General features: G+C 43.8%; 20 protein-coding genes. 3 read left to right on the top strand and 17 right to left on the bottom strand.

All coding sequences use genetic code 11. The features are described 5' to 3' along the window. Window positions 1–48 precede the first annotated feature (48 nt). Window positions 49–1,407 carry a hypothetical protein gene (locus tag MHI46_RS01825; RefSeq protein WP_144490700.1) on the top strand — a complete coding sequence of 453 codons (1,359 nt, stop codon included), beginning with the start codon at window positions 49–51 and terminating at the stop codon, window positions 1,405–1,407. Between the two features lie 44 nt (window positions 1,408–1,451). Here the strand turns inward: MHI46_RS01825 and MHI46_RS01820 are convergent, their stop codons facing one another. The 9 genes from MHI46_RS01820 to MHI46_RS01780 form a co-directional block, all read right to left on the bottom strand. Beyond that, a complete protein-coding gene (locus MHI46_RS01820; protein ID WP_039176349.1) occupies window positions 1,452–2,765 on the bottom strand; it encodes an MFS transporter in 1,314 nt (437 codons plus the stop codon). A gap of 45 nt (window positions 2,766–2,810) precedes the next feature. Then, window positions 2,811–4,013 (bottom strand): CoA transferase, encoded by a 1,203-nt coding sequence (locus tag MHI46_RS01815; RefSeq protein WP_342503065.1) that lies wholly within the window; start codon window positions 4,011–4,013, stop codon window positions 2,811–2,813. Between the two features lie 124 nt (window positions 4,014–4,137). After that, complete coding sequence (locus MHI46_RS01810) at window positions 4,138–4,518, bottom strand: cupin domain-containing protein (protein ID WP_039176346.1); 381 nt, start codon at window positions 4,516–4,518, stop codon at window positions 4,138–4,140. A 23-nt stretch (window positions 4,519–4,541) separates the two neighbouring features. Next, on the bottom strand, window positions 4,542–6,302 hold the full coding sequence (locus tag MHI46_RS01805) for a thiamine pyrophosphate-binding protein (RefSeq protein ID WP_144490699.1): 1,761 nt from the start codon (window positions 6,300–6,302) through the stop codon (window positions 4,542–4,544). A 37-nt stretch (window positions 6,303–6,339) separates the two neighbouring features. Continuing rightward, window positions 6,340–7,056 carry a type I 3-dehydroquinate dehydratase gene (gene aroD, locus MHI46_RS01800; protein ID WP_342503240.1) on the bottom strand — a complete coding sequence of 239 codons (717 nt, stop codon included), beginning with the start codon at window positions 7,054–7,056 and terminating at the stop codon, window positions 6,340–6,342. A gap of 66 nt (window positions 7,057–7,122) precedes the next feature. Continuing rightward, window positions 7,123–8,556: an aldehyde dehydrogenase family protein gene (locus MHI46_RS01795; protein WP_342503064.1), complete on the bottom strand. Its 1,434-nt coding sequence runs from the start codon at window positions 8,554–8,556 to the stop codon at window positions 7,123–7,125. Further along, window positions 8,553–9,410, bottom strand: coding sequence for a citryl-CoA lyase (locus MHI46_RS01790; RefSeq protein WP_342503063.1), 858 nt, complete (start codon window positions 9,408–9,410; stop codon window positions 8,553–8,555). The genes MHI46_RS01795 and MHI46_RS01790 overlap by 4 nt, the downstream gene beginning before the upstream one ends. A 520-nt stretch (window positions 9,411–9,930) precedes the next feature. Then, a complete protein-coding gene (nadE, locus tag MHI46_RS01785; RefSeq protein WP_342503062.1) occupies window positions 9,931–10,752 on the bottom strand; it encodes an ammonia-dependent NAD(+) synthetase in 822 nt (273 codons plus the stop codon). 197 nt (window positions 10,753–10,949) lie between these two features. Beyond that, the gene (locus MHI46_RS01780; protein WP_106025724.1) at window positions 10,950–11,546 is read right to left on the bottom strand and encodes an urea carboxylase-associated family protein; all 597 of its coding nucleotides are present in this window, start codon (window positions 11,544–11,546) and stop codon (window positions 10,950–10,952) included. 112 nt (window positions 11,547–11,658) lie between these two features. Here MHI46_RS01780 and MHI46_RS01775 point away from each other — a divergent pair, with 112 nt between their 5' ends. Further along, complete coding sequence (locus MHI46_RS01775; RefSeq protein ID WP_039176332.1) at window positions 11,659–12,975, top strand: amino acid permease; 1,317 nt, start codon at window positions 11,659–11,661, stop codon at window positions 12,973–12,975. Here the strand turns inward: MHI46_RS01775 and MHI46_RS01770 are convergent. From MHI46_RS01770 to MHI46_RS01740, 7 genes are all read right to left on the bottom strand, one after another. Then, a complete protein-coding gene (locus MHI46_RS01770) occupies window positions 12,970–13,728 on the bottom strand; it encodes a YqcI/YcgG family protein (protein WP_099662871.1) in 759 nt (252 codons plus the stop codon). The two genes, MHI46_RS01775 and MHI46_RS01770, sit on opposite strands and share 6 nt — an antisense overlap. A 189-nt stretch (window positions 13,729–13,917) precedes the next feature. Beyond that, window positions 13,918–14,301 (bottom strand): UPF0715 family protein, encoded by a 384-nt coding sequence (locus MHI46_RS01765; RefSeq protein WP_059374378.1) that lies wholly within the window; start codon window positions 14,299–14,301, stop codon window positions 13,918–13,920. Between the two features lie 106 nt (window positions 14,302–14,407). Then, window positions 14,408–15,037: a LysE family translocator gene (locus MHI46_RS01760; RefSeq protein ID WP_059374376.1), complete on the bottom strand. Its 630-nt coding sequence runs from the start codon at window positions 15,035–15,037 to the stop codon at window positions 14,408–14,410. 109 nt (window positions 15,038–15,146) lie between these two features. Next, window positions 15,147–16,337: an MFS transporter gene (locus MHI46_RS01755; protein WP_342503061.1), complete on the bottom strand. Its 1,191-nt coding sequence runs from the start codon at window positions 16,335–16,337 to the stop codon at window positions 15,147–15,149. A gap of 54 nt (window positions 16,338–16,391) precedes the next feature. Continuing rightward, window positions 16,392–17,438, bottom strand: coding sequence for a Gfo/Idh/MocA family oxidoreductase (locus MHI46_RS01750; RefSeq protein ID WP_039176319.1), 1,047 nt, complete (start codon window positions 17,436–17,438; stop codon window positions 16,392–16,394). After that, window positions 17,435–18,301, bottom strand: a complete 867-nt coding sequence (locus tag MHI46_RS01745; protein WP_039176316.1) for an HAD-IIB family hydrolase — start codon at window positions 18,299–18,301, stop codon at window positions 17,435–17,437. Before MHI46_RS01745 ends, MHI46_RS01750 begins: the two co-directional genes overlap by 4 nt. After that, the gene (locus MHI46_RS01740; RefSeq protein ID WP_342503060.1) at window positions 18,276–19,601 is read right to left on the bottom strand and encodes a DegT/DnrJ/EryC1/StrS family aminotransferase; all 1,326 of its coding nucleotides are present in this window, start codon (window positions 19,599–19,601) and stop codon (window positions 18,276–18,278) included. The genes MHI46_RS01745 and MHI46_RS01740 overlap by 26 nt, the downstream gene beginning before the upstream one ends. 109 nt (window positions 19,602–19,710) lie before the next feature. Here MHI46_RS01740 and MHI46_RS01735 point away from each other — a divergent pair, with 109 nt between their 5' ends. Beyond that, a complete protein-coding gene (locus tag MHI46_RS01735) occupies window positions 19,711–20,700 on the top strand; it encodes a LacI family DNA-binding transcriptional regulator (protein ID WP_327842385.1) in 990 nt (329 codons plus the stop codon). A 45-nt stretch (window positions 20,701–20,745) separates the two neighbouring features. Here MHI46_RS01735 and MHI46_RS01730 read toward each other — a convergent pair whose 3' ends face one another. Next, complete coding sequence (locus MHI46_RS01730; protein WP_064498610.1) at window positions 20,746–22,368, bottom strand: L-lactate permease; 1,623 nt, start codon at window positions 22,366–22,368, stop codon at window positions 20,746–20,748. Window positions 22,369–22,386 lie beyond the last annotated feature (18 nt).

Raw genomic sequence — 22,386 nt, 5'->3', positions numbered from 1 at the left:
TAGACGGAATAAAATCAATTGAAGATGTTTGATGGAGGAGATATTTGAATGTACCTGGTCGTTTTTACACTTCTGATTAGCTTATATATTGTTCATCAACTATTTCCTGCTCCCATACTCTCCTACTTTGTTGGTCTGCTGGCCGCTATCTCGCTCACCATTTCTTTTAAGAAAGCCAGTGGGCTTTATTTGAAAACAGGTGCTGTGTTTCTCATCATTGGTTTGTTCTTATTCTTCTTATCCGGCCAGCCATTGCATACGTTTGTTCTTCACTTTCATTCCATGCTAGGCTTGCTTTCTTTATTTTTCATGCTGCCTTTTATTCATTCTCTCATACATGTTGGACATTTCGATACACAATTAAATAAACTGCTCACACTGCATACAACGAGTCCAAACCAGCTTTATCGCAAGAGTTCATTTGTCACTCATATTCTTGGCATGTTTTTAAATATCGCGACGATCCCCTTACTATATACATCACTCAAACCGTCGCTGGAATCCCTAAAAAAACAGGTGCAGCAACATCTTTATACACGCAACCTCTTAAGGTCATATGCATTATGTTTAAGCTGGAGTCCTGTTGAAGTGCTAGTCAGCGTCACCATTGACGCAACCAAACTAAAATATTATCAAATTGCACCCATTACTTTTGGTTTAATGATCGTGGTGCTGGCGGCAGATTGGATGCTTTTTTCTCGGCAAAGCAAACGATTACCAAACATCATTCAGTCAGCACAAACAAACTCCAACCCTCATCGAATTAAGCGAAAAACCCTTCAGCTCGCTTTCATGCTGCTTAGTTTTATGACAGCCGTCTCACTTGTCGATGCATGGATTGGAAAAGGCTATTTATTCGCTGTTGTGCTGACAATTATTCCATTTGCTCTATTATTCTCATCTGTTATCAAAAAAAGAAAACAATATATAGCGGTCTCTGTGCCTCATTGGAAAGAAAGAACCAATCAGCTCTCCAACTATATGTGTCTATTTTTAAGTGCCGGCTTCTTTGTCGATATGCTGCTTGCCGCAAACAGTATGCAGCCGATTCAAGCATTTATTGTCAGTATAGCAGACCATGCCATTTGGGTTTATTGTGTCATCGGGTTGTATTTTCTGATCACCGCTCTTTGCGGTTTTCACCCGCTCGTCTCGCTTGCTTTATTAGTCAGCATGATGACACCTGTCATTCATGAACTGCCTGCTCTTCCCATCGCTATCATGCTGATCGTTGCTGGCACATCAACTGTTATGTTTAGCCCTTTTAATGTTTCTGTCTCCTTATTGGCAGATTTGATGAAGGTCAACCCTTACCGTATCACTCGGTGGAATATTTGGTTTGCTGGCTTTTATATCAGCATGGGTATCGCATGTGCAACAGTTATCACCGTTATTTTTTATTCATAAAAAAAGAGAACTCGTCTTGATATGAGTTCTCTTTTGCTTTCCCACTACGGTTTCAATTGAATACGTTCAATTTTACCTACGATGAAAATGTACGACAATGCCCCGCCTAATGCGACTAAACTGACGAATAAAATTCCCCCGTTGTAAGAGCCTGTCGCCGACACGATGAATCCGATAATCAGCGGAGTGATGATCCCAGCTAAATTAGCAAAAAAGTTAAATACGCCGCCAGCAAGCCCAACCATTTCCCTCGGTGCCACCTCGGACAGCATCGTCCAAGAGATATTAGACAGTCCTTGCGCAAATGAAGCGATGGATAAAATGGTCAGCACAAGCGGGATATTCGTTGTAAAGTTTGCTAAAACAATGGTACTCGTCATCAGCAAGCCAACCACTACCGGCAGCTTTCTCGCTACATTCACTGATACGCCCTTTTTAAGCAGCCAATCAGACACATAACCTCCAAACAAGACCCCAAAAAATGCAGCAATATAAGGAAGAGAAGCAGCAAAACCTACCTTGAGAAATGCCATGTTTTTCGCCTCTGCCAAATAGGTCGGAAACCACGTTAAAAAGAAAAAAAGTGTAGACGCAACAGAGAATTGGCCAATATAGAGCCCGATCAACTTACGATATTTCAGAAGGGCTGCAAAGTCTGCCCATTTCAGCTTCTCCTGTGATGCGACTGTCAGCCCTTCGCCTTGCCGGATTAATTCTAACTCATCTTCATTTATCTTCGGATGCTCTTTCGGTTCGTGATAATACTTGTACCAAAAGAAAGCAAATATGATACCGAGCGCACCTGCCGTAATAAAGACGGTTCTCCAATCGAAAGTCGTCATGATCCAAAAAAGAAGAGGTGTCGCAAATGCAAGACCCACATACTCTCCAGCTGTGTATACTCCTGTTGCAAAAGCCCGTTCCCGCCTTGGAAACCATGTAGTGACAATACGATTATTTGCAGGAAATGCGGGAGATTCTGTAATTCCAATAAACAAACGGCAGCCGAATAAAAAGGCAAAGCTATTCGCAAACGCCTGTAAGCCTGTAAAAATAGACCAGGTAACGAGTGATATCCCATACGTTACCTTTGAGCCAAATTTATCGAGAATAAAACCGCCTGGTATTTGCATCGCTGTATATGTCCAGCTAAATGCCGAAAAAATCAGACCTAATAAGGCAGGATTTAATTGCAATGAAGATTGAATAGCAGGCGCAACAATGGATACACTGGCTCGATCAATATAATTAATAGCGGTAATAAAAAACAACAGAATCAATATGCCAAAACGGGCTTTCGTTGGTTTCACATATGCGGGCTGCAATTCATTCCCCTTCAGTTCTGAATGCACTTTCATAACCATCCTCCTTTGTTTCCGCAGCGTGCGGTTCGGTTGAACGTCTTAAATAACCCCTTTTTCTTCTAACTGCTTACACTCTTCTTCTGTTAAGCCAAGCATATTTGTTAAAATCTCATAATTATGTTCGCCTAAATCAGGTGCAATGTGACGGATACTTCCAGGTGTTTTTTCAAACTTCGGAATGATCCCAGGCACCTTCACTTTTCCAAGTCGAGGGTGATGCAATTCGACGATATTCTCTCTTGCTTTAAATTGTGGATGTTCAAAAATATCCCGAATACTTAAGATCGGGCTCACAGGGACACCGTGAGTATCTAGAATTTCTAATACGTCATCCCTTGTTTTCGACGCGATCCATTGCGAAACAATCGCATCCATTTCTTTGTTATGCTTCAGCCTGGATGCATTAACCGCGAATTTTTCATTCTCTAATAAATCTAATCGATTCATCGCCTCAGCCAATCGATTGAAGGTCGAATCTGTACTTGTTACAAGAACCAAATAATGCCCATCCTTTGTCTCATAGGTACCAGCAGGGCTTGAATGACCGCTTAGCCCCGGTGAACGCTCACGCACCTTCCCAAGCTTGTCATATTCTGCAACCAAAAACTCTAACATACGAAACACAGATTCATAGAGGGCCAAATCCACCATTTGCCCCGTTCCTTCTGGATGTGTATCCCTGTAATACATCGCTGTCACAGTAGCAAATGCCACATAGATGCCAGCAATATAATCAGTTAGAGAAAAGGAAGGGCTGACTGGATGCCGGTCTGGAAACCCTTGAATATATGTAAAGCCGCTAAACGCCGTCGCTGGCGTTCCAAATCCGGCCTTGTCCTTAAACGGGCCCGTTTGACCATAACCCGATACACGAATCATAATTAAACGAGGGTTGATTTCTTTTAACACATCATACCCAACGCCCCATTTTTCGAGTGTTCCAGGACGGAAATTTTCGATCAGTACATCGACCTGAGCTGCAAGCTTTTTAAAAATGTCTTTTGCTTCGTCTTTGTGCAGATCCAGTGTAAGGGATTTTTTATTCCGTGAGAGACCTGACCATCTAAGTGGTTCCCCATCTGCAAAAGGGCCGACATGCCGCAGCGTATCGCCTTTACCAGGAATCTCGACTTTGATGACTTCTGCTCCAAAATCTCCTAGAAGCACCGCGCCATAGGGTGCAGCGATCATTGTAGAGACGTCTAATATTTTTATTCCTTCGAGCGGTGTATTCATATTCATTGCTTGACTCCCTTTCATTCAAGTGATGAAGGGCTAAAATCATTTCTAATTTAGCCCTTTTCATCTTTCTGATTGACCCGTAAGGCCCTGATGATTCAAAAGCAGGGCTCACCGGTGCAGGTTTTTAATCCTTCGGAAGCTGCCCTTGCGGCGTGTAGAGCCAAATGAGCCATAAAGGTTCATCGCCTGTATTCACATGCTGGTGCGGGACACCGTCTGGAATGAACATGAAATCATTTTGTTTAAAGGGCTGCCTTTCTCCATCACAAATGACTTCGCCGGACCCTTTAATCACAAAATCAAATTCCTCTGAACCCGGGTGATTGTGCACTGAACTTGCTTCCCCTGGTTCAAAAATGGTGAGACCCGCCATCATATGCTCTGATCCAACGGTATCTGGTGTAATCGTTTGAAATACCTTTCGAATCATTTGCTCCTCTGGACGATCTAAGCCTAACCATAATGGGTTCCCATCTTGAAACGGATTCAATACTTTAATTTTCATTGTTGATTCCTCCCTAGTAATGTTTAGTTCACACTGACATGTGAGCGTTTTGTATTTGGTGAATAAATGTCATTAATATTCCAATGTCCATCCGTAGGAACAGGATCATTTTTCATCGCTACATCAATGACGCAAGGCTCCTGAGAGGCAATGGCTTCAGCCAAGGCTTCTTTGAATTCAGACGCAGAAGTGATTTTAATCCCCTTCATTCCATAACCTCTCGCAATGGCAGCAAAATCCGGAGAATAGCTTTCTCCACCTTTTCTAAAAACAGTGCCGTACGTTGTTTCATAGTGCGCCATTTGCAAGCCGGCTATTGTGCCAAACGCACTGTTATTCATCACAATCCACACAACAGGAATGTTTTCTTCAACGGCTGTTGCGAGAACGGATGGATTTTGACCGAATCCGCCGTCTCCAACGAGTGACACAACGACACGGTCAGGCTGGGCAATCTTTGCTCCAAGTGCAGCGGGAGCGCCAAATCCCATCGTCGCAAAACCACCTGGCGTTAAAATGGTCCCAGGAGTCAATACAGGAAATTGCTGTCCTACCCCATTTTTATTCCAGCCAACATCGGTTGTAATGAAAGCATCTGACGGTAATACTTCCCGCACTTCCTGCAAAATACGCTGCGGTTTCATTGGGAAAGACTCGTCTTGAATATTCGTCAAATTGCTCTTCTGAAATTCCTCACGATAAGCCGCAATGTCCTTTTTCAATTCAGGGCGATCGATACCTTCTGGCAACCTTTCTTTCGCCACGCGATTGAGTACGGTCAAAGCTTGCTTAAGATCGGCTACCGCTCCAATTTCAACAGGGTAGTTCCGGCCAATTTCATTCGGATCGATGTCAATATGAATGAGCTTGGTTGATTGGAAATTGAACGTATACTCCGATTCCCACGAGCTCGCATCAGCTTCAGCAAAACGGGTGCCTAAAGCCAATATATAGTCCGCCTCTTTGCACTGATCATTAATAAATTTTGTCCCCCAAAATCCTGTCATTCCAAGGGTCATTGGGTGATCATCCGGCATGGCTCCTTTCCCCATCAAAGAGTGAGCAACAGGGATACTTAGATGGTCAGAAAATGCCTTTAATTCTTCAGCTGCATCAGCTAACAAAATGCCTCCCCCTACATATAAGAGCGGCCTTTCTGCCTGCAGCAATCGGTCTAATATCCGATTGGCCGTTTGATCATCAATAGAAGGTTTTTCAATGGTGTGTGTATGATGGTTCATTTGTTCAAACAGGGACACATCTAGGTCTTTTGAGAACACGTCCATCGGAACAGAAATAAGCACCGGGCCAGGTCGGCCGCTTTCAGCTAACTGAAATGCTTTTGATAAAATCTCTGGAAATAATTCTGGAATATCGACTCGCCATGCTCTTTTCACAAACGGCCGGTAAATTTCGTATTGAGAGGCATCGGAATGAAGATTGATCTCTTGGTGTGGGTGCTTTCCGTAGTAATGACTTGGAACATCTCCTGCAATGACAACCATCGGAATGGAATCAAGTGCTGCATTCGCCACACCTGTTGCCGCATTGGTGAGTCCAGGACCTAGATGACTGAGAACAACAGCCGTCTGTTTCTTTGCTCGCGCATAACCATCTGCTGCATGTGCTGCTATCTGTTCATGCCTGACATTTACAAATTGAATCGAGCTTTTTTCAAGCGCTGATAAAAAAGCAATATTCGTATGACCACAGAGACCGAAAATATGCTCGACTCCCCGATTTTCTAAGTACTGAATAACCTGTGTAGAAATATTCTTCTTCATGTTTCTCTCCTCTCACGTTGCAGCTATGAATTGCTACTCACTTATTCTTTGAAAACACAATAGATAGAACATTGCTCAAATCCTGTATCGCGACTTGCCCGGGAGCTGAGCTTTCTTTCCCTACAGCAAAGGTCATGACAGATCCAAAAAGTCCGCCAACCATTCTTGTAAAAGCCCCGTATTCCCCCATTGCCATCGAAATCACGGGAATTGACAGCTGCTTTTTCGCATAGCTGGTCGCTGAGAGCAGTGTTAATGCATCGTCATAGGAATGCGGCATCACTGCGATCTTTGCGATGTCGGCGCCGACTGATTCTGCATTGACGAGTAGCTGCACGAGACGATCTATCTCAGGGGTGCGATAGAAATCGTGATACGACACAATCAAGGTGACGCCATTTCTTTTAGCCGCCTGACTGACTTGCTGTATATGTGCCACATCCTGCATCAATTCATAATCAACGGCATCCACAAGCTGTGTGGAACAAAGCTCAGCAAGCAAAGAAACTTTCTCAGTTTCGGAGAGTGATATACTTTCGCCGCCCTCCTTTTCAGAGCGAATGGTGAATAAAAATGGGATGCCCTTTGCCTTTTCTACCATTCCCTTAAGGGTTTCTATCACTTGTTCCTTGTCATGAAGGTGATGAAAAAAATCTGCCCGCCACTCGATTACATCAGGTTTCCTCTCTGTTAACACCTCGACCTCATGAAACAATTCTTTCTTTGTTTGTCCGATGAGCGGCGTACAAATCATTGGTTGACCGCCTGTCTGCACACTTTTTACTTTTTGCTGAAATGCATTCACATCCCTCCGCCCCTTTCACAGACCATTTGGGAGCACGACCATTTTGGTTTCGGTCATCTCCTCGATGGCGAAACGCGGACCCTCTCTTCCAAGACCACTTCGCTTAATCCCACCATAAGGCCAATGATCCAGTCTAAAATTCGATGTCCCATTGATGACAACACCGCCAGTTTCAAGTTCTTTTGCTGCGTGTAATGCCACATCCAGCTGATTCGTAAAGATCCCTGCCTGCAAACCATATCGACTATCGTTTGCTTCTTTGATTGCCTCCTCCAGCTCCTCATAAGGGAGAACGCTGACAACTGGGCCGAACACTTCCTCACAGACAACCTTGGCCTGTTTCGGAGGGTTTAACAAAATAGCTGGTGTGATGCTCGCTCCATTTCTTTTTCCCCCATATAAAAGCTCAGCCCCCATACTCTCTGCCTCTTGTATCCATGCCTCAACACGCTGCGCGGCCTGGACATCAACCATACAGCCGATATCACTCTCACTAGACAGCGGATCTCCAACGACAAGCTGCTCTACTTTTTGTTTTAATACTTCAGTAAACGACGGCATGATTTGCTGGTGGACATAAATTCTTTGAACAGAAATACAGCTTTGACCGGAATTACTAAAACCTGTTTTGGCACAAAGGGATGCGGCTTGTTCAATATCTGCATCGTGATGAACAATCGTCGCGCCATTCCCTCCAAGTTCGAGCAGTACCTTCTTTAATCCCGCAGAGGTTGTAATATGTTCGCCTCCGGCAGCCCCGCCGGTAAAAGAGATGAGATTCGTTCTTTCATCAGTGACTAACTGTTTCCCAGCCTCGACCCCGCCAATCACAAGCTGCAAACCAGCCTCAGGAAACCCTGCTTCGAGAAGAAGTTTGACAAACGCTGTGGCAACAGCTGATGTTTGCGGTGCGGGCTTCAAAATTATGACATTCCCTCCCGCAAAGGCCGGACCGACTTTGTGACAAATTAAGTTGAGCGGTGCATTAAAAGGAGTAATCGCTAGCACAACTCCGACTGGTACTTTAAATGTCATGGCCATTGCTCCCTGTCCACGCGATGATACATTGCCAGGAATGGTCTCACCTATTAATCGATTCGCTTCTTCCGCCGACTGCGCCAGCGTCTCGATTGATCGCGAAACTTCATCTCTTGTATTTTTAAGTGGTTTGCCTAGTTCCAGCGAAATCAGTTTTGCAAAATGGTCTTTTTGTTCTTCAAGTAAGATGGCTGCTTTTGTTAGAAGCTTTGAGCGTTCGATTGCCGATATTCCCGCTATTTGTTTTTTAGCATGCTGCGCACTAGAAAGTGCCTGTTCTATGTCTTCTGATGAGGCGAGATAGGATGTACCGATTATTTCTCCTGAGTAAGGATTGATGATATCAGTTTTGACACGATCGGTATCCAGCCACTCGCCGTTTATATATGACAACGCTTTGAAACCACTCAAATTTTTTCTCCCTCCTTCAAGTACCGCGTTCCATGCCCTGCATAACGAACCAATCTTTCTTCATTCGGACAAGGTCCCTTCACGAGGGCTCCCTTTGTCAGCTCCTCATATGCATGCGCCACGATGCCCATTCCTCTGGATAAGGAAAAAATGCCTTTTGCTGCTTCTGCCGGAATGTTTAATTCACATTGGATGGCAGCAGATACACCATCTATATTCATTGTGATTTTCTTCCCTTTCAGCTGTTCAAGCTCATGTCTAATCGCTTCGGCTAACCGTAAATATGTCCCGCTGATAAGACCTTGCTGGACATATGTGTGACTCAGCTCATATAGACGTCTCACCCTCGGATCATCATCATGAAGCTGATGTCCGATTCCCGGGATTTTTTCCTTGCGAGTTAACCATGTTTGGCACACTTGCTTTGCCGCAGACTGTACATCCTTTTGATCATCGTAGATCGCTTTGGCTTCGTATAACATACGCATGGCCTTCTCTCCGGCTCCGCCATGAATGTCACCTAATAGATTCATCCCTGTTGCAACAGAGGAATTAAACGAAATGCCGCAAGTCACCGCCATTCTGGCTGCTGCAATAGATGGCGCCCTTGGTCCATGGTCCGCACCTGCGACAAGAACACTTTCAAAAAGAGCTGCTTTTGAATCATCCAATAATTCACCAACAAGCAGTAAATAGAGCATTTGTGGATACGACAATTCACCAATCAGTTCTTCAATCGGATATCCTCGAAGTTCAATTGAATTTTTTTGAATATGACTAATCTCAGTCTCCCACCAAGCGCCTCCCTCTTTGTAAATTTCCAGTGCACTTCGATTTTTCATTGTGTCCATCATTCCTTTAGCTTCTTATTTGGAGGTGAATCACCTCTTTATTCCATTCAGTGGAATCTAATTTCACTTTTCGGAATGTGGTTTCATTGTAAGCGCATTCTTTTTCTTCGTCAATCATTTTTTCTGAAAATACTGTCAATAGAAATGAAATTAAGTGAATCGAACTAATTATGCTTGCTTTTTTTGATCAAAAAAACCGATATTTAGTGAAATGGACTTAAGTATATCGTTCTACTAATTTAATGAAATTTTGGTTATTTTGTCAAACCCACTTGAAATTCGACATAAAAAAACCTCTCCATCTGGAGAGGTCTCTGATTATTGACAAAGGGCTAAAATGATCTTTATTTTAGCCCTTTGTCTTCTTTTCAGCGTAATAGAAAACCTTTGCAGCCCTAGGAAAGGACGAGTACCGGAGCGGAGCGAATTTGACATTCGTGAGTACCGGCGCGCAGACCTGACACCGAATGCGAAGGTTTGTCTACACGCTGAAACCTCTCCATCTTCTGGAGAGGTCTCTTTTTTATTTCCACCAATCATCAAACATAGAAGCGGGTACTTGGCGTTTATGCTCTGATTGAACATAGCGCTTTTCAATCGCTTCTGCTGCTTGATCTGACACTGGTTTGCCTTCTAAGTAATCATCAATTTCATTGTACGTAATGCCGAGTTCTGTTTCATCCGTTTGCTGAGGTTTGTCGTCCAGCAGATCGGCTGTTGGTTTCTTTAAATACAGGCGTTCCGGTGCTTCTAGCGCTTCGAGTAGCGCCCGGCCTTGGCGTTTTGTCAAGCCTGTGAGCGGAAGAACATCTGCACCGCCATCACCATACTTCGTGAAGAAGCCGGTTACTGCTTCAGCTGCATGATCTGTACCGATGACAAGCAATCCTTCCTCACCGCCGACAGCATATTGCGCGATCATTCTCATACGTGCTTTGACATTCCCTTTATTAAAGTCAGACAATGGGCCGCCTGTTTCTTTTTGATATTGATCACTGAATGCTGATACGGCAGGTGCAATATCATATTTCCACGACTTGTCTGGCTGAATAAATGATAGAGCAAGCTGTGCATCATCTTCATCCTGCTGCACACCATGCGGAAGGCGTACCGCAATAAAGACTGCATCCTCTTTTCCTTCTTGACGAAGCTCACTGATAGCAAGCTGTGCAAGACGTCCGGCAAGCGTTGAATCCTGCCCGCCGCTAATGCCGAGTACAAATCCTTTTGCCCCGGTTTTTTTCAAGTATTCCTTTAGAAATCCAACCCGTTTTTCGATCTCCTGCTTTGGGTCAATTGAGGGCTGCACATGCAACTCTTGGCTGATCTTTTTCTGCAAACTCATACACTTTTCCTCCTAAGCATCCTCTACATGAAGAGAACAGGTTTTACACACAATTCATTGATTTAACAACGTTTTTTGAATCTCCATTATACCATGTTTTCATCAAGAACATTTTGTTAGACGTTCCCCTATTTCTTAGATATCAAACATTCACAAGTGAAAAAGACCATGTCTTTATGGACTGGTCCTTTTCTTTTTTAATCGATTTCTACCCGTATAGATGTACAGCTTGAACCATTACACTTCCCAATATCAGCAGGACAAGCGGACACGGCCACAATGAGATCCATTTCAGCCCTCAGGCGAATGTAGTCACCTGGCAGCGATTTTGGCAGCTCGACAGACAGCTTTCCTTTTTCATCAATGACTGTATTCATAAAGGCATTAAAAGGATAGTACATATCCTCCTTTGGAATTCCAAAAGGCTCAAAGGCCGTCCGCAAATTGTCGTAGCATGTATGCATGACCTCTAAGTGCGTCCGTCCGTATAAAAGCTGATACATCTCTTGCCGGCAGGCGGGCATGTATAAATCATGGCATTCTACTGTATCTTCAATGATCGTAAACATCGGTTTATATAAATTAGAATAGAGCTTATCGCCTTTTTTTACTTTGGACGAGAACAAACTGTCCATCGTCGCACCTTGGTCAAATTTTTCATAAAAATCCTTTTCATGATAGGCCATTACATCTGCTACTTGCTGGCCTTCAATATCAACCACTCGCATACATTGGCCTTTCCCTAAACGAAAGCCGAGTCTACCCTTTGGCAAAATGACGTATTCTCCGTTCATCACATGCACTCCTTTCCATGACAGTATGCCCAAAATGTCCCCTTGATCATGTATAAAAAAAAGACGCGGTCACAAGCTAATGTCATTGAAATAGAAAGGTGTTGCACTTGCATTGAAAGAAGAACAATCTTTATCTTGGTGGCAGCTTTCTCTCATCGGAGTCGGCTGTACAATTGGCACTGGGTTCTTCCTTGGTTCCAGCATCGCCATTACAAAATCCGGTTATTCCGTCTGCATCTCCTTTTTGCTTGCTGCGGTCGGAACGTATCTCGTTTTTAAACATTTGGCTGCGATGACAGCCGATAATCCTGATAAAGGGTCATTTTGTTCCTATGCTCGTAAAGCATATGGACGCTGGGCAGGATTTAGTAATGGCTGGGTGTATTGGTTTGCAGAAATGCTGATTACAGGAAGTCAGTTAACCGCCATTTCTCTATTTACCCGTCACTGGTTTCCTTCTGTTCCGCTTTGGGTGTTTTCTGCAATTTATTCCGCTCTTGCTCTGCTCGTCATTATCATTGGGCTTTCTTCTTTTCAAAAGACAGAAAATGTTCTGGCGGTACTGAAAACAGCGGCGATTTTTCTATTTATGATTCTTGCGGTGCTTGTATTATTCGGCATTTTGACAGAACATAAACCGACCCTTCATCTGCCTAATAAGGATCACGAATGGATGCCTCTTGGTCCGCTTGGTCTTTGGAATGGTTTGATTTATGCGTTTTATGCTTTTGGGGGGATTGAAGTCATGGGGCTGATGGCGGTTCATTTAAAGGACCCGAAAGATGCAGCAAAGGCTGGACGTGTCATGCTGATCATTCTAGCAGTCATCTATATCGTCTCAATCGGACTTGCTCTCTTGCTTGTCCCAGTGACAGCCTTTAATGAGAACAGCAGTCCATTTATTACTTCATTAGAGCCGTTTCATTTATCGATCTTTCTTCATATCTTTAATGGCATTTTCATCATTGCCGGTTTTTCAACATTGGTTGCCTCTCTCTATGCAGTCACAACGCTGCTCGGCACAATGTCAGAGCATCAGGATGCACCTGCTTGCTTTAAACAAAAAGATCCATCGCATGTGAGATGGTCTTCGATTATCTTAACTGCTGCTGGCTTAATTGTCTCGATTTTGCTTGCACTCTTTTTGTCCAAACACATCTACGAGCATCTCACAACAGCAGCCGGTCTTACTTTGCTGTATACATGGATCTTTATTCTGTTCTCAAGTAAAAAGCTATCCAAGCCATCCACTCGCCAAACGTGTGAAATGATTCTTGCGCTGCTCTTAATTGGAGCCGCCGTTTCAGGCACATTAACAGAGGCAAGCGGACGACCTGGCTTTTTTATCAGCCTTGGGATCATTGCAGTGATTGCCGTCATGGTGCTATTTATGAGGAAAAAGTGGAAACAGGATCAGACCGCATCATAATTTCATCATGTTTTTTAATGCAGTAAATGGACATTTGGCGGAGGCTGGTTTCTCCGCCTCTTCATCTGGGAGAAAGTACTGCTTCCATTCATGATTGGTCGGATCCCCGTACCATTTTAATGATGGATGAACACTGACCTCATCATATGCTTTGAGCCGCTTGCGAACGAGCTGGCTCATTTTTTGTCCAAACTTGGTCGATCCATTCAATTTCTCAAACACCCATCTAGGCTGAAATGCCATCATGACATAAGGGAAGTGGCGGCTTTTTCTGAGCTTGTGAGCAGGTGTGGAACACAAAATAAAATAAGCTTCACCATGGAAGCAATACTCCCACTCATGATGATGAGTATCTAGCGGAATCTCCTCAGGCCATGGTTCTTCATCTTTATGATGCAGCCGTTGAAGCAGCGACCAAAAATGCTGCTCAAACTCTTCAAGCGAACTTTCCTTTAAATCCTGCGGTGTTTCAAAAAAACAGATAAATGAAGCATATTGACCGGTTTCTTTCGCACAGCCTTTGTATTCTCTAAGCAGCTGGGCTAATTCATCCACTGCTTCCTCTTCCCTCGGGTCACCAACAAACCCATAGCGTAAATGATCGAGAAAAAATCCCTGTCTCCCGGGTACACAAGGGAATGTATCTGCTTCATCTCCGACCATCTCGCCAAATTGTTTGAAAGCATCCTGCTTCCATTCTTCTAGTGATCGTAGATTTTGATCAAGGCAACTTTTTGCATACAGCTGGGCCATTTCCTTCCACCTCGTTTTAGCGTCTTCTCCACAGCCTATGAGGTGGAAATGGCTGTGGTGACTGTCCTTCCACGACTTTCCTTGCGGATGACAAGATGGGGTCTCCATTCAAATTGAGTAGGTATTTGTTTCTTTTATTCTATTATGTGATGAACCTAGCGTAAGTTAATAGAGCGCCTTTCGTTATTTCTACGATTGGCTCTTCATCAAAAAGACGGAATCCAGCACCCAATAAATAAGGGCTGCGCAGAAGCTAAACAAATAAACTTTATAGCTGATGAACACAACAAGTCCATAATCAATCCATAAAGCCAAAGCCGAGCAAACCACCCAGGCCGCAATAAAATAAATCAATAAGTCACGGCTTCGAAACCTTTTAGGATGCCGGTGTAAAACAAGCTGAATTGGTACAGCAAAAATGACATAAGCAAGCAAAATGAACAGACTGGTCATCTCCACATAACTGAAGCCCGCTTCAGATGGCATAAATAAAAACGTATAAACAAATGTTGCTGTGATGACTGATAAAATCAACATACACAAATAATTAAATACTGGCAGAAACATACGCATAGCAGAAGCTCCTTCAAGCCATTTTCTATTCCACCATTATTCAAGAATGTGTTATGTCTGTCAATCCTTACAAAAAAAAACAGACTGTATGTATCAGTCTGTTTTTCTACCCAATCAACGCCATAATCCCTTGATACCCAAAATAGACGCCGAATCCAAGTAAAGATAGTCCTGCAAGAACGGATAAGCCATGTAACACACGTTCACTTAAATAACGCCTAAACGAACTAGCTAGCAGTGCCATGCTGAAATCCCAGATCAGCATGCCAATAAAAATAGCCATACTGTACATGAGCATTTGGGAAGCTCCATACTTTTCGATCGTATTGGCTAAGATGCTGCCGTAGATGCCAAGCCAAAACAAAATACTGAGCGGATTAGATAAAGAAATGAAAAATCCGGTCATGAACGAATGGCCAACTGATGTGTTTCCGCTATCCTTTTTCGGACTCTCCTGTAAATTGATTTTACGCAGACTTTCAATACCGGTATAGGTCAGAACGAAAAAGCCGAACAGCCACAAAAAGGTTTTTACAAGAGGTGCAGTCAAAAGCTGGGCGACACCAAAATAGATGAGAAGCATATAGACAATATCCGCAGCCATAGCCCCCACACCAAAAATCCACGCATGCCAAAATCCACTTTTAATACCTCTGTCGATTTGGGCTGCATTGACTGGCCCAACAGGCGCTGAAAGCGACAACCCTAAAAAGATATAACCAAAAAACACCGCCACATAGACGTCCTCCTTTTGATGCTGACTTGTACATGTTATTCAAACTTTCTGCGTTTTAGTACAAGTCCTTTGTCATCATTTCAGGTGGACCAGCCGCTGGGTCATTCGCTTAGCGATCTGCTTTCAGTTCCGTCTGCTGCGCGTGTACCGTTTCTTTTTTCTTAGAACGATTCATTTGAATCGCAGCTGTAAACAGAAGTACAGCTAAGAAAGCAAATACAAAGACGGCACTTGCCGCTCCTGCCCATTCCAGACTAAATCCAATCAAAAAGGACAAGCAGGCTCCGCCTAAGCTCGCGGCTGCAATAAAATAACTCGTCGCCTCATCGATGGCATTTTCAATCATTAGCGCTGATGCTGTCAGTGCGATTGGGAACATGCCAGCTGCGCAAAGGCCGATGAAAAAGATGAGAATCAGCTGCGCAGTAATGTGGGTTGTCAGAGCGAATATCACAAGCAGCAAAATCATCAGTGATGCGCTTAGCTTTAAAAAACGCAGCGGGTGCAGCTGATCAGCTTTTCTCGCAATCACAGTCCTGCCAATGACGATCGCTGTCCAGAAAGTAGAGACCGCAAAGAGGCCCCAATTTTCTCCCCCCTTTTCCAGCATGATCGACGGCAAAAAGTTCGCAAAGTTCGTTTCAATCCCTGCGTAGAAAAAGGCAAAACAAATCATAATGACCACGATCATTCGATTATTTCGATCAAGAAGCAAGGACGGTTTCCTCATCCCTCCTGTGGAAGGAGCATCCATCTGTCCATGAGGCAGTTTGTTCATAAAAACAAGCCATAGCATGAGGAAAAATGTCAGCGCACCCACCTGAAATAAAAACACATACTGCCATGTCTGCTCTGTGACAGTCAGCAAAATCACTAGCGGAAATAACAGTGCACCTAATCCAAAAAAGACCTCCATGATACTGATTCGCTTTGCACTATTAGCCATCGAAATGACATACGCACCGGCTGTTGTCTCAAGACTGCCTGCGCCGCTCCCAAGAAAAAAACCTGCCAGCACAAGCGTCGTCCAGCCCGGCACCAACAGCCCCAGCAGAAGTGAGCCAATCATCAGCAAAAGACCCATCGTCAGCACAGCGCCATAGCCTCTTTTTCTCACTAGAATGGGGGATAGCAGAACACCTGTCAAAAAACCAATAAACTGAAAAAAAATTAAAGATGATAATTCCCCAGGACCCTTATCATAACTCGACAGCAAATAAGGCGTTAAGCTGCCAAAGAACACATGAATGGTCCCAATAAAAAAATAAAAGACACAGCCAAAATAAAATACCTTTTTCATCTTTTCACTTCCTCTAAAAAGGAGCGGAGTCATGACATCCTCCGCTCCACCTCTTTAATATGCCTGAGCAGAGACAACTGCCTCTTCCCTCTCAAAGCATGTATTGAGCGCAGCCTGCGCGCGATAACCATCTTCAAAATCAGCGACCTTCATATGAGTTGGGTATGGATCAGTATTCACCCAATGCATCAGCTGATCGCGGAATGTATCGGACCATCCGTAAAATTCATTCGGCGGATCTGTCAGCAAGGTTTGCGGCATTTGATGACGCTCCACACACAATCCATCACTGATCTCATATTCGTTTTTCATGTTCGTATGGTATTTGAATACCTTGTCATGACCAACGACTTCTACACTAAATCCACATTCCTCAGGCTGCGTACTTTTGGATGTCACCAAATGAAAGAACACTTGATTCTCCATCTGCCCGAAAATTTCGGTATGATCATCCACTTGTACCTTTTTCTCTTCTTTTTCCTTTACACGTGTCAGCATCTTGGTGTTAAGTGATTCTTTCTTCATTTCACTGCCAAATAAGTACCACAGCATATCAATCAAATGAATGCCAAGATCTCCTAGCGCACCGCTCGTACGCAGACTTTCTCCGCTGTCTCTCCATGAAAATGTCTTTCTTCTGAGGGCACTGTTTTTCTTAAAATGAGTTCTGACGGTCAAAATACGGCCTAATTCTCCGTTGGCAATCAAGTTCTTCAATATATTCACAAAGGATAAATAACGATAGTTAAAGCCCATACTGGCTTGAACTTGGAACTGTTTGGCTGTCTCTACCATTTCCTTCGCTTCCTTCAGCGACACAGCCATCGGTTTTTCACATAAAATCGGCTGTCCTGCTCTTAGCGACTGAAGGGCATGGTCCTTATGACAAAAATTAGGGGAAGCAATGATCAACCCATCAGATGCATCTGCAAGTGTCTCGATACTTGAATACACACGTCCGCCGTACTGTTTAATGAATCCCTGTGCGACCGACTCATGCAAATCATAGACACCGGATAATTCTGCACCTTTGATCGTTGATAATGCTCTTGCATGTGCTTTTGCAATATTCCCTGCTCCAACAATTCCAATTTTCTTCATGAATGTGCCTCCTCATGTTTATACATCACTGTTTTCAGAGTTTCATAGATTCCTTTTGCATACCCATGATGACAAATTTGGTGATGGTGCCGTTTGGCTTCGCCTGTCGCATTTTGGACAAGGAAACCGTGCGTGACGGATTGAAGCATCCGCAAATCGTTCCCACTATCACCAAACGCAAAGCCTTGATCTTTCGATAGATCATATTGGTTCAGCATAAAGCGGACAATTTCATCCTTCCCTGTTCCTACTGGTAAAAAATCGACATCATAGCAATCCGCAGGATCTCCTGCAAGCGGGTTGCATTTGTTGATGTTGACCGCCACACCCCGCTCTTTAGCCAGTGTTTGAATAAATGATAGATGATGAAGATCCGTCCGTTCATCCTGCTCTTGATAATAGAAATTCTTTTTATACCCTGAGCTGCCCAGCTGCGTTTGCGGTCTAAGGGAAATGCCCTTTTCTCGGACAGTTTCCAGGATGTCTTCGATTTTTTCATCTGAAAAGCCCTGTGCATCCAGCCGCTTCATCCACTCTGCATCTGGCTGTCCAAAATGAACATCCGACGTATATACAATCTCAGTCCCTAAGTTCGACGCAATGAAATGCGGGAATTGATGAAACCCGCCTTTTTCCATTTTGCTCGTGACAGAATCGAGGCTGCTTCCCGTCACCCAGCCCAGCAAAAGCTGTCCCGCTTCACTCTTTTCTGCTACAAAGGCTTCCAGCCGCTTGACATCCTCTCTCTGCTCCTCTGTCATTTCGTGAGAATAATACGTTTCATCAAAATCACAGAAGACGATCCACTGCGGATTCTTCGGCTGATTCAGCAGTTTTTTATTGAATGGAAGACTTGATAACATGATGAACCCCCTCGATGACCTTCTCCTGATCTTGCAGCGGCATTCCTGGGTAAAGTGGCAAGTGAAGTAATTGCTGCGCTGCCTTTTCCGTGTGCGGTAGTGTTGTTTGTCTATACTTTTGAGAAACAAGATTTGTTTGATGCTGATGCGATAGGATCGGGTAATAGACATCCGTCTCTATGCCCATTTCCAGCAATTTCGCTGCCAGTTCATCTCGCTCTCCCTTCAGTACTCTAATCGGGAATAGATGCCATACATGATCATCCGTCAGCTTCGGAAGCTTCATGTATCCTTCATCCTCAAGCGTTTGCAGCTGGTCAATATATCGCTTGGCTAAGTAAAAACGTTTAAAGTTTTGCAGTCCTAAATACTTCATTCGTTCGAGTCCGATTGCTGCCTGCAAATTATCAATTTTGGAATTAAAGCCGTAGTCGCTGCGTTTGACATTTTTCTTTTCAGCTTCAAAGCCGTGATAGCTGATCTCCATGCATTTTTCCGCTAAGGCCTCATCGTTTGTAGCGATGGCGCCTGCCTTTCCGCAGACCCCAAGGTTTTTGTATGGATTAAAGCTGAGAACAAGTCCATCTCCATAAGCACCAAGGCCACTGCTGCCAATCGCTTGACAGCCATCTTCAATGATTTTCAGCCCATGCTGTTTCGCAATCGCCGAAATAGCCTTCATATCCGCTTGCTTTCCATATAAATGAACCGGTAGAATGCATACCGTTTTATCTGTGATATGCTTCTCTATTTCACTCGCTGCGAGGCAGTAGGTTTCTGGATCGATATCGGCATATACCGGAACAGCCCCAATGGCAAGCACTGCATTTTCTGTTGCAGCAAAGCTGTTGGCTGGCAAAATCACCTCGTCTCCCGGATGGACGCCTGCCGATATGAGACTGATCATCAAGGCATCTGTTCCACTTGACGTGGCTATGACATATTTTTTCCCTAAGTACTCAGCAATCGCCTTTTCAAAGGTCGGAATATATGGCCCTGAAGTAAAACGGCCAGAGCTCAATACTTCCTTCAACACCAGCATAATATCATCGATTTCATCCTCTGAAATCAGTTTATCAACCGGCAGAAACGGTATCTTTTTTTCCTTATTTTGTTTATAATGGAAGAGAATTTTTTCCAAACCTGTGCGTTCTATATCTTGCTCAAGGAACGTCACCAGCTTTTCATTTGCTAGATGCTTTTCAACTGAATCGGCTTTTACTTGAACACCTTGATTGATCATATCCAGCAAAGGAAGATAATCCTTGCTTTTACCTGATATCTTCGTCAATATTTGCATTCCATTCCCTCCAATTAATCAATTCCTTTTGTTAATATTTAACTTGTTTCACATTGTAAATGATGTTATCGATTTCAGAACAATAACTTTGTGTAAAGGATTTGTTAATATGTGTACAATTTATGAAATTGCCAAACGCTGCGGGGTTTCAACCACCACCGTTTCCAGAGTGCTAAACCATCACCCATATGTGTCAGAAGAAAAGCGGCAGCTCATCTTACAGGTGATGAAAGAAATGGAATATACACCGAGTTCAGCAGCCCGCACACTAAGGTCACATCAGACAAAAACCATTGCTGTGTCTGTCCCAGCTGTGGACCATCCTTTTTTTGCACAATTGATTAAAGGCATTTCAAAAGAAGCCCTTGATCAAGGATATAAAGCCATCGTGCTTCAGACGTTTTATCAAGAAGCATTAGAGCTTGAAGGACTTCAATTATTAAAAAGAAGAGAAGTAGATGGGGTTATATTGGGGGCGTTAGAAAATACGTGGGAGAAAATTGAGCCATTTTTAACGAACGGCCCCATCGTCATGGCAAATGAATATCATCAAACAGCAAACATCCCGATTATTGGATACGATGAACGGGAAGCTGCCTATAAAGCGGTGGACTACTTGATTCGGTCGGGGCGAAAATCGATTGGGTTTTGCTTTGATACAGAAAGCAGTGAAGCGCAGAAACAAAGAAAACAGGGCTATCTTGATGCACTCTCTACTCACGGTTTGCCGCTGCAAGATGATTGGCTGTTTGGAGAGGCTTTTACAATTGAAGACGGCTTTCGCTTAATGGAGGTCATTCATCATATGACGGATGCGCCTGATGCCATTTTCACCGGCAATGATCAAGTTGCAGCAGGGCTCATTAAACAGGCCATTTCATATGGCTATCAAATCCCCGAGGATCTAGCGGTCATCGGCTATGACAACCAAGACATATGCGAAGTGACAGCTCCAACGATCACCACGATTGACATACCGATCGTAGAGCTTGGCCAGCGGTCAGTACAGCAAATGATCTCGCTTCTGCAAGACCAAAAACCATTACAGCGCGAACATATCCAGCTGCCTACCCGGCTCGTGACAAGAGAATCTACATAAAGAAAAAAGACTGAGATCTCTCTCAGTCTTTTTTAATCTATCAACCTATAAAAATTGAGCAAGAATGAATGTCCATATACATACAATGCCGAGCAGAATGAAGCTGTACTTCACGGTCTTTTTGAAGAGCTCAGATTCTTTCCCTGTTTCTCCAACAGCTGCTGTAGCGATAGCGATAGATTGTGGAGAAATTAATTTCGCCATCACACCACCGGTCGTGTTCGCCCCAATTAACAAACCTGCCTGTGAGCCGATTTGAGAAGCAGTGACCGCTTGAAGGTTACCGAATAAGGCGTTGTTACTCACGACAGACCCCGTAATAAACACACCGATCCAGCCCAGCACCGGGCTGACAAGCGGGAACAAATCGCCTGTTTTGGCAAGAGCAAGTCCAATCGCAGAACTTAGTCCAGCAAAGTTCGCCAGGTTGGCAAAGCCCATCACAAAACAAATGGTAAGAACGGGGAGCCAAAGCTCTTTCACCGCTGCTTTTAAGCAGGCAGCGCCTTCTGTTAATGTAATATGTCTGCTAAACAACCCTGTCAGCATCACCGCAATCAGAATGGCAGTACCCGTTGCACTGATGACATCAATTTTAAAGATCGCATCAATAGGTGTTTCCGTTTGTGCAATTGGTGGTAATTTCACAATTTGCTGATGTAAAAATGGCATTTTCACTAAAATGGTCGTCCAGTTAAGCGGTCCTCCTACAGCAAACAATGCTTTAAATGCTGGCAGGCTCCATATCGTAATAACAGCAGTTAAAATATAGAACGGAGACCATGCTTTCAGTATTTCAACGCCGCGATACGTTTGTTTCTGTTCAATATCTGGCGCTCCTTCTTCTCGATAAATGTGTTTTGGCTGCCATTTCCGAAGAAATAAAGCCAAAATTCCCATACTTGCTAAGGCAGAAATAATATTGGCAAGCTCAGGACCCATCGTCACCATTGTAACAGCTTGCAAAATGGTATAGGTTCCACTCACAACAAGCAAGGCTGGCAGAGTTTCTTTGATTCCTTTGAATCCATCTACAATCAGAATGAGTAGGAACGGAATACAGAATGAAATAAACGGAATCGTATATACAAGGGTTTGAGATAACGCAAGCGGCGTCATATTGCCCATTTGCGCCCCTGTAATCACTGGGATTCCTACAGCACCAAATGCACCAGATGCAGCATTGGCAATTAAGCAGAGCATCGCAGCTTTCAGCGGTTTAAACCCAAGCTCTGTTAAGAGAGCGGCACTGATCGCAATCGGTACACCAAACCCAGCAGCACCTTCTAAAAATGCGTTAAAGCTAAAACCTATTAATAAGAGCTGAAGACGTTGATCTTGAGAGATTCCTGCAATACTAGAACGAATGACATCGAACTTACCAGATTTCACGGCAATTTTATAGAGCCATACCGCCATGATCACGATATATCCAATCGGCCACAGCCCATTAGATATACCGAGCAGCACAGCAGATAATGCCTTTTCAACTGGCATATGGAAGAAGAAAACAGCTGTTACAAAACTGACGATTAAGGTAAAACAAGCGGCTAAAACACCTTTTAACTTAAAAACGGTTAATGCAAGTAGGAAAAACAAGATTGGGAGCATTGCCACCAATGCACTGACGAATTCATTACCAAACGGATCATATATTTGCTGCCACATAGTGATTCATCCTTTTCT

Source organism: Bacillus sp. FSL K6-1000, assembly GCF_038630785.1.
Lineage (GTDB): Bacteria > Bacillota > Bacilli > Bacillales > Bacillaceae > Bacillus > Bacillus safensis.
The sequence above is the reverse complement of the archived record's forward strand: the minus strand, read 5'-3'. Positions and strand labels throughout refer to the sequence as shown.

Excerpts from the sequence above, each read along its gene's own strand:
- MHI46_RS01825 (WP_144490700.1), top strand. The coding sequence starts at position 49 with ATGTACCTGGTCGTTTTTACACTTCTGATTAGCTTATATATTGTTCAT.
- MHI46_RS01820 (WP_039176349.1), bottom strand. The coding sequence starts at position 2,765 with ATGAAAGTGCATTCAGAACTGAAGGGGAATGAATTGCAGCCCGCATAT.
- MHI46_RS01815 (WP_342503065.1), bottom strand. The coding sequence starts at position 4,013 with ATGAATATGAATACACCGCTCGAAGGAATAAAAATATTAGACGTCTCT.
- MHI46_RS01810 (WP_039176346.1), bottom strand. The coding sequence starts at position 4,518 with ATGAAAATTAAAGTATTGAATCCGTTTCAAGATGGGAACCCATTATGG.
- MHI46_RS01805 (WP_144490699.1), bottom strand. The coding sequence starts at position 6,302 with ATGAAGAAGAATATTTCTACACAGGTTATTCAGTACTTAGAAAATCGG.
- aroD (WP_342503240.1), bottom strand. The coding sequence starts at position 7,056 with ATGATTTGTACGCCGCTCATCGGACAAACAAAGAAAGAATTGTTTCAT.
- MHI46_RS01790 (WP_342503063.1), bottom strand. The coding sequence starts at position 9,410 with ATGATGGACACAATGAAAAATCGAAGTGCACTGGAAATTTACAAAGAG.
- nadE (WP_342503062.1), bottom strand. The coding sequence starts at position 10,752 with ATGAGTTTGCAGAAAAAGATCAGCCAAGAGTTGCATGTGCAGCCCTCA.
- MHI46_RS01780 (WP_106025724.1), bottom strand. The coding sequence starts at position 11,546 with ATGAACGGAGAATACGTCATTTTGCCAAAGGGTAGACTCGGCTTTCGT.
- MHI46_RS01770 (WP_099662871.1), bottom strand. The coding sequence starts at position 13,728 with ATGGCCCAGCTGTATGCAAAAAGTTGCCTTGATCAAAATCTACGATCA.
- MHI46_RS01765 (WP_059374378.1), bottom strand. The coding sequence starts at position 14,301 with ATGCGTATGTTTCTGCCAGTATTTAATTATTTGTGTATGTTGATTTTA.
- MHI46_RS01755 (WP_342503061.1), bottom strand. The coding sequence starts at position 16,337 with ATGAAAAAGGTATTTTATTTTGGCTGTGTCTTTTATTTTTTTATTGGG.
- MHI46_RS01750 (WP_039176319.1), bottom strand. The coding sequence starts at position 17,438 with ATGAAGAAAATTGGAATTGTTGGAGCAGGGAATATTGCAAAAGCACAT.
- MHI46_RS01745 (WP_039176316.1), bottom strand. The coding sequence starts at position 18,301 with ATGTTATCAAGTCTTCCATTCAATAAAAAACTGCTGAATCAGCCGAAG.
- MHI46_RS01740 (WP_342503060.1), bottom strand. The coding sequence starts at position 19,601 with ATGCAAATATTGACGAAGATATCAGGTAAAAGCAAGGATTATCTTCCT.
- MHI46_RS01735 (WP_327842385.1), top strand. The coding sequence starts at position 19,711 with ATGTGTACAATTTATGAAATTGCCAAACGCTGCGGGGTTTCAACCACC.
- MHI46_RS01730 (WP_064498610.1), bottom strand. The coding sequence starts at position 22,368 with ATGTGGCAGCAAATATATGATCCGTTTGGTAATGAATTCGTCAGTGCA.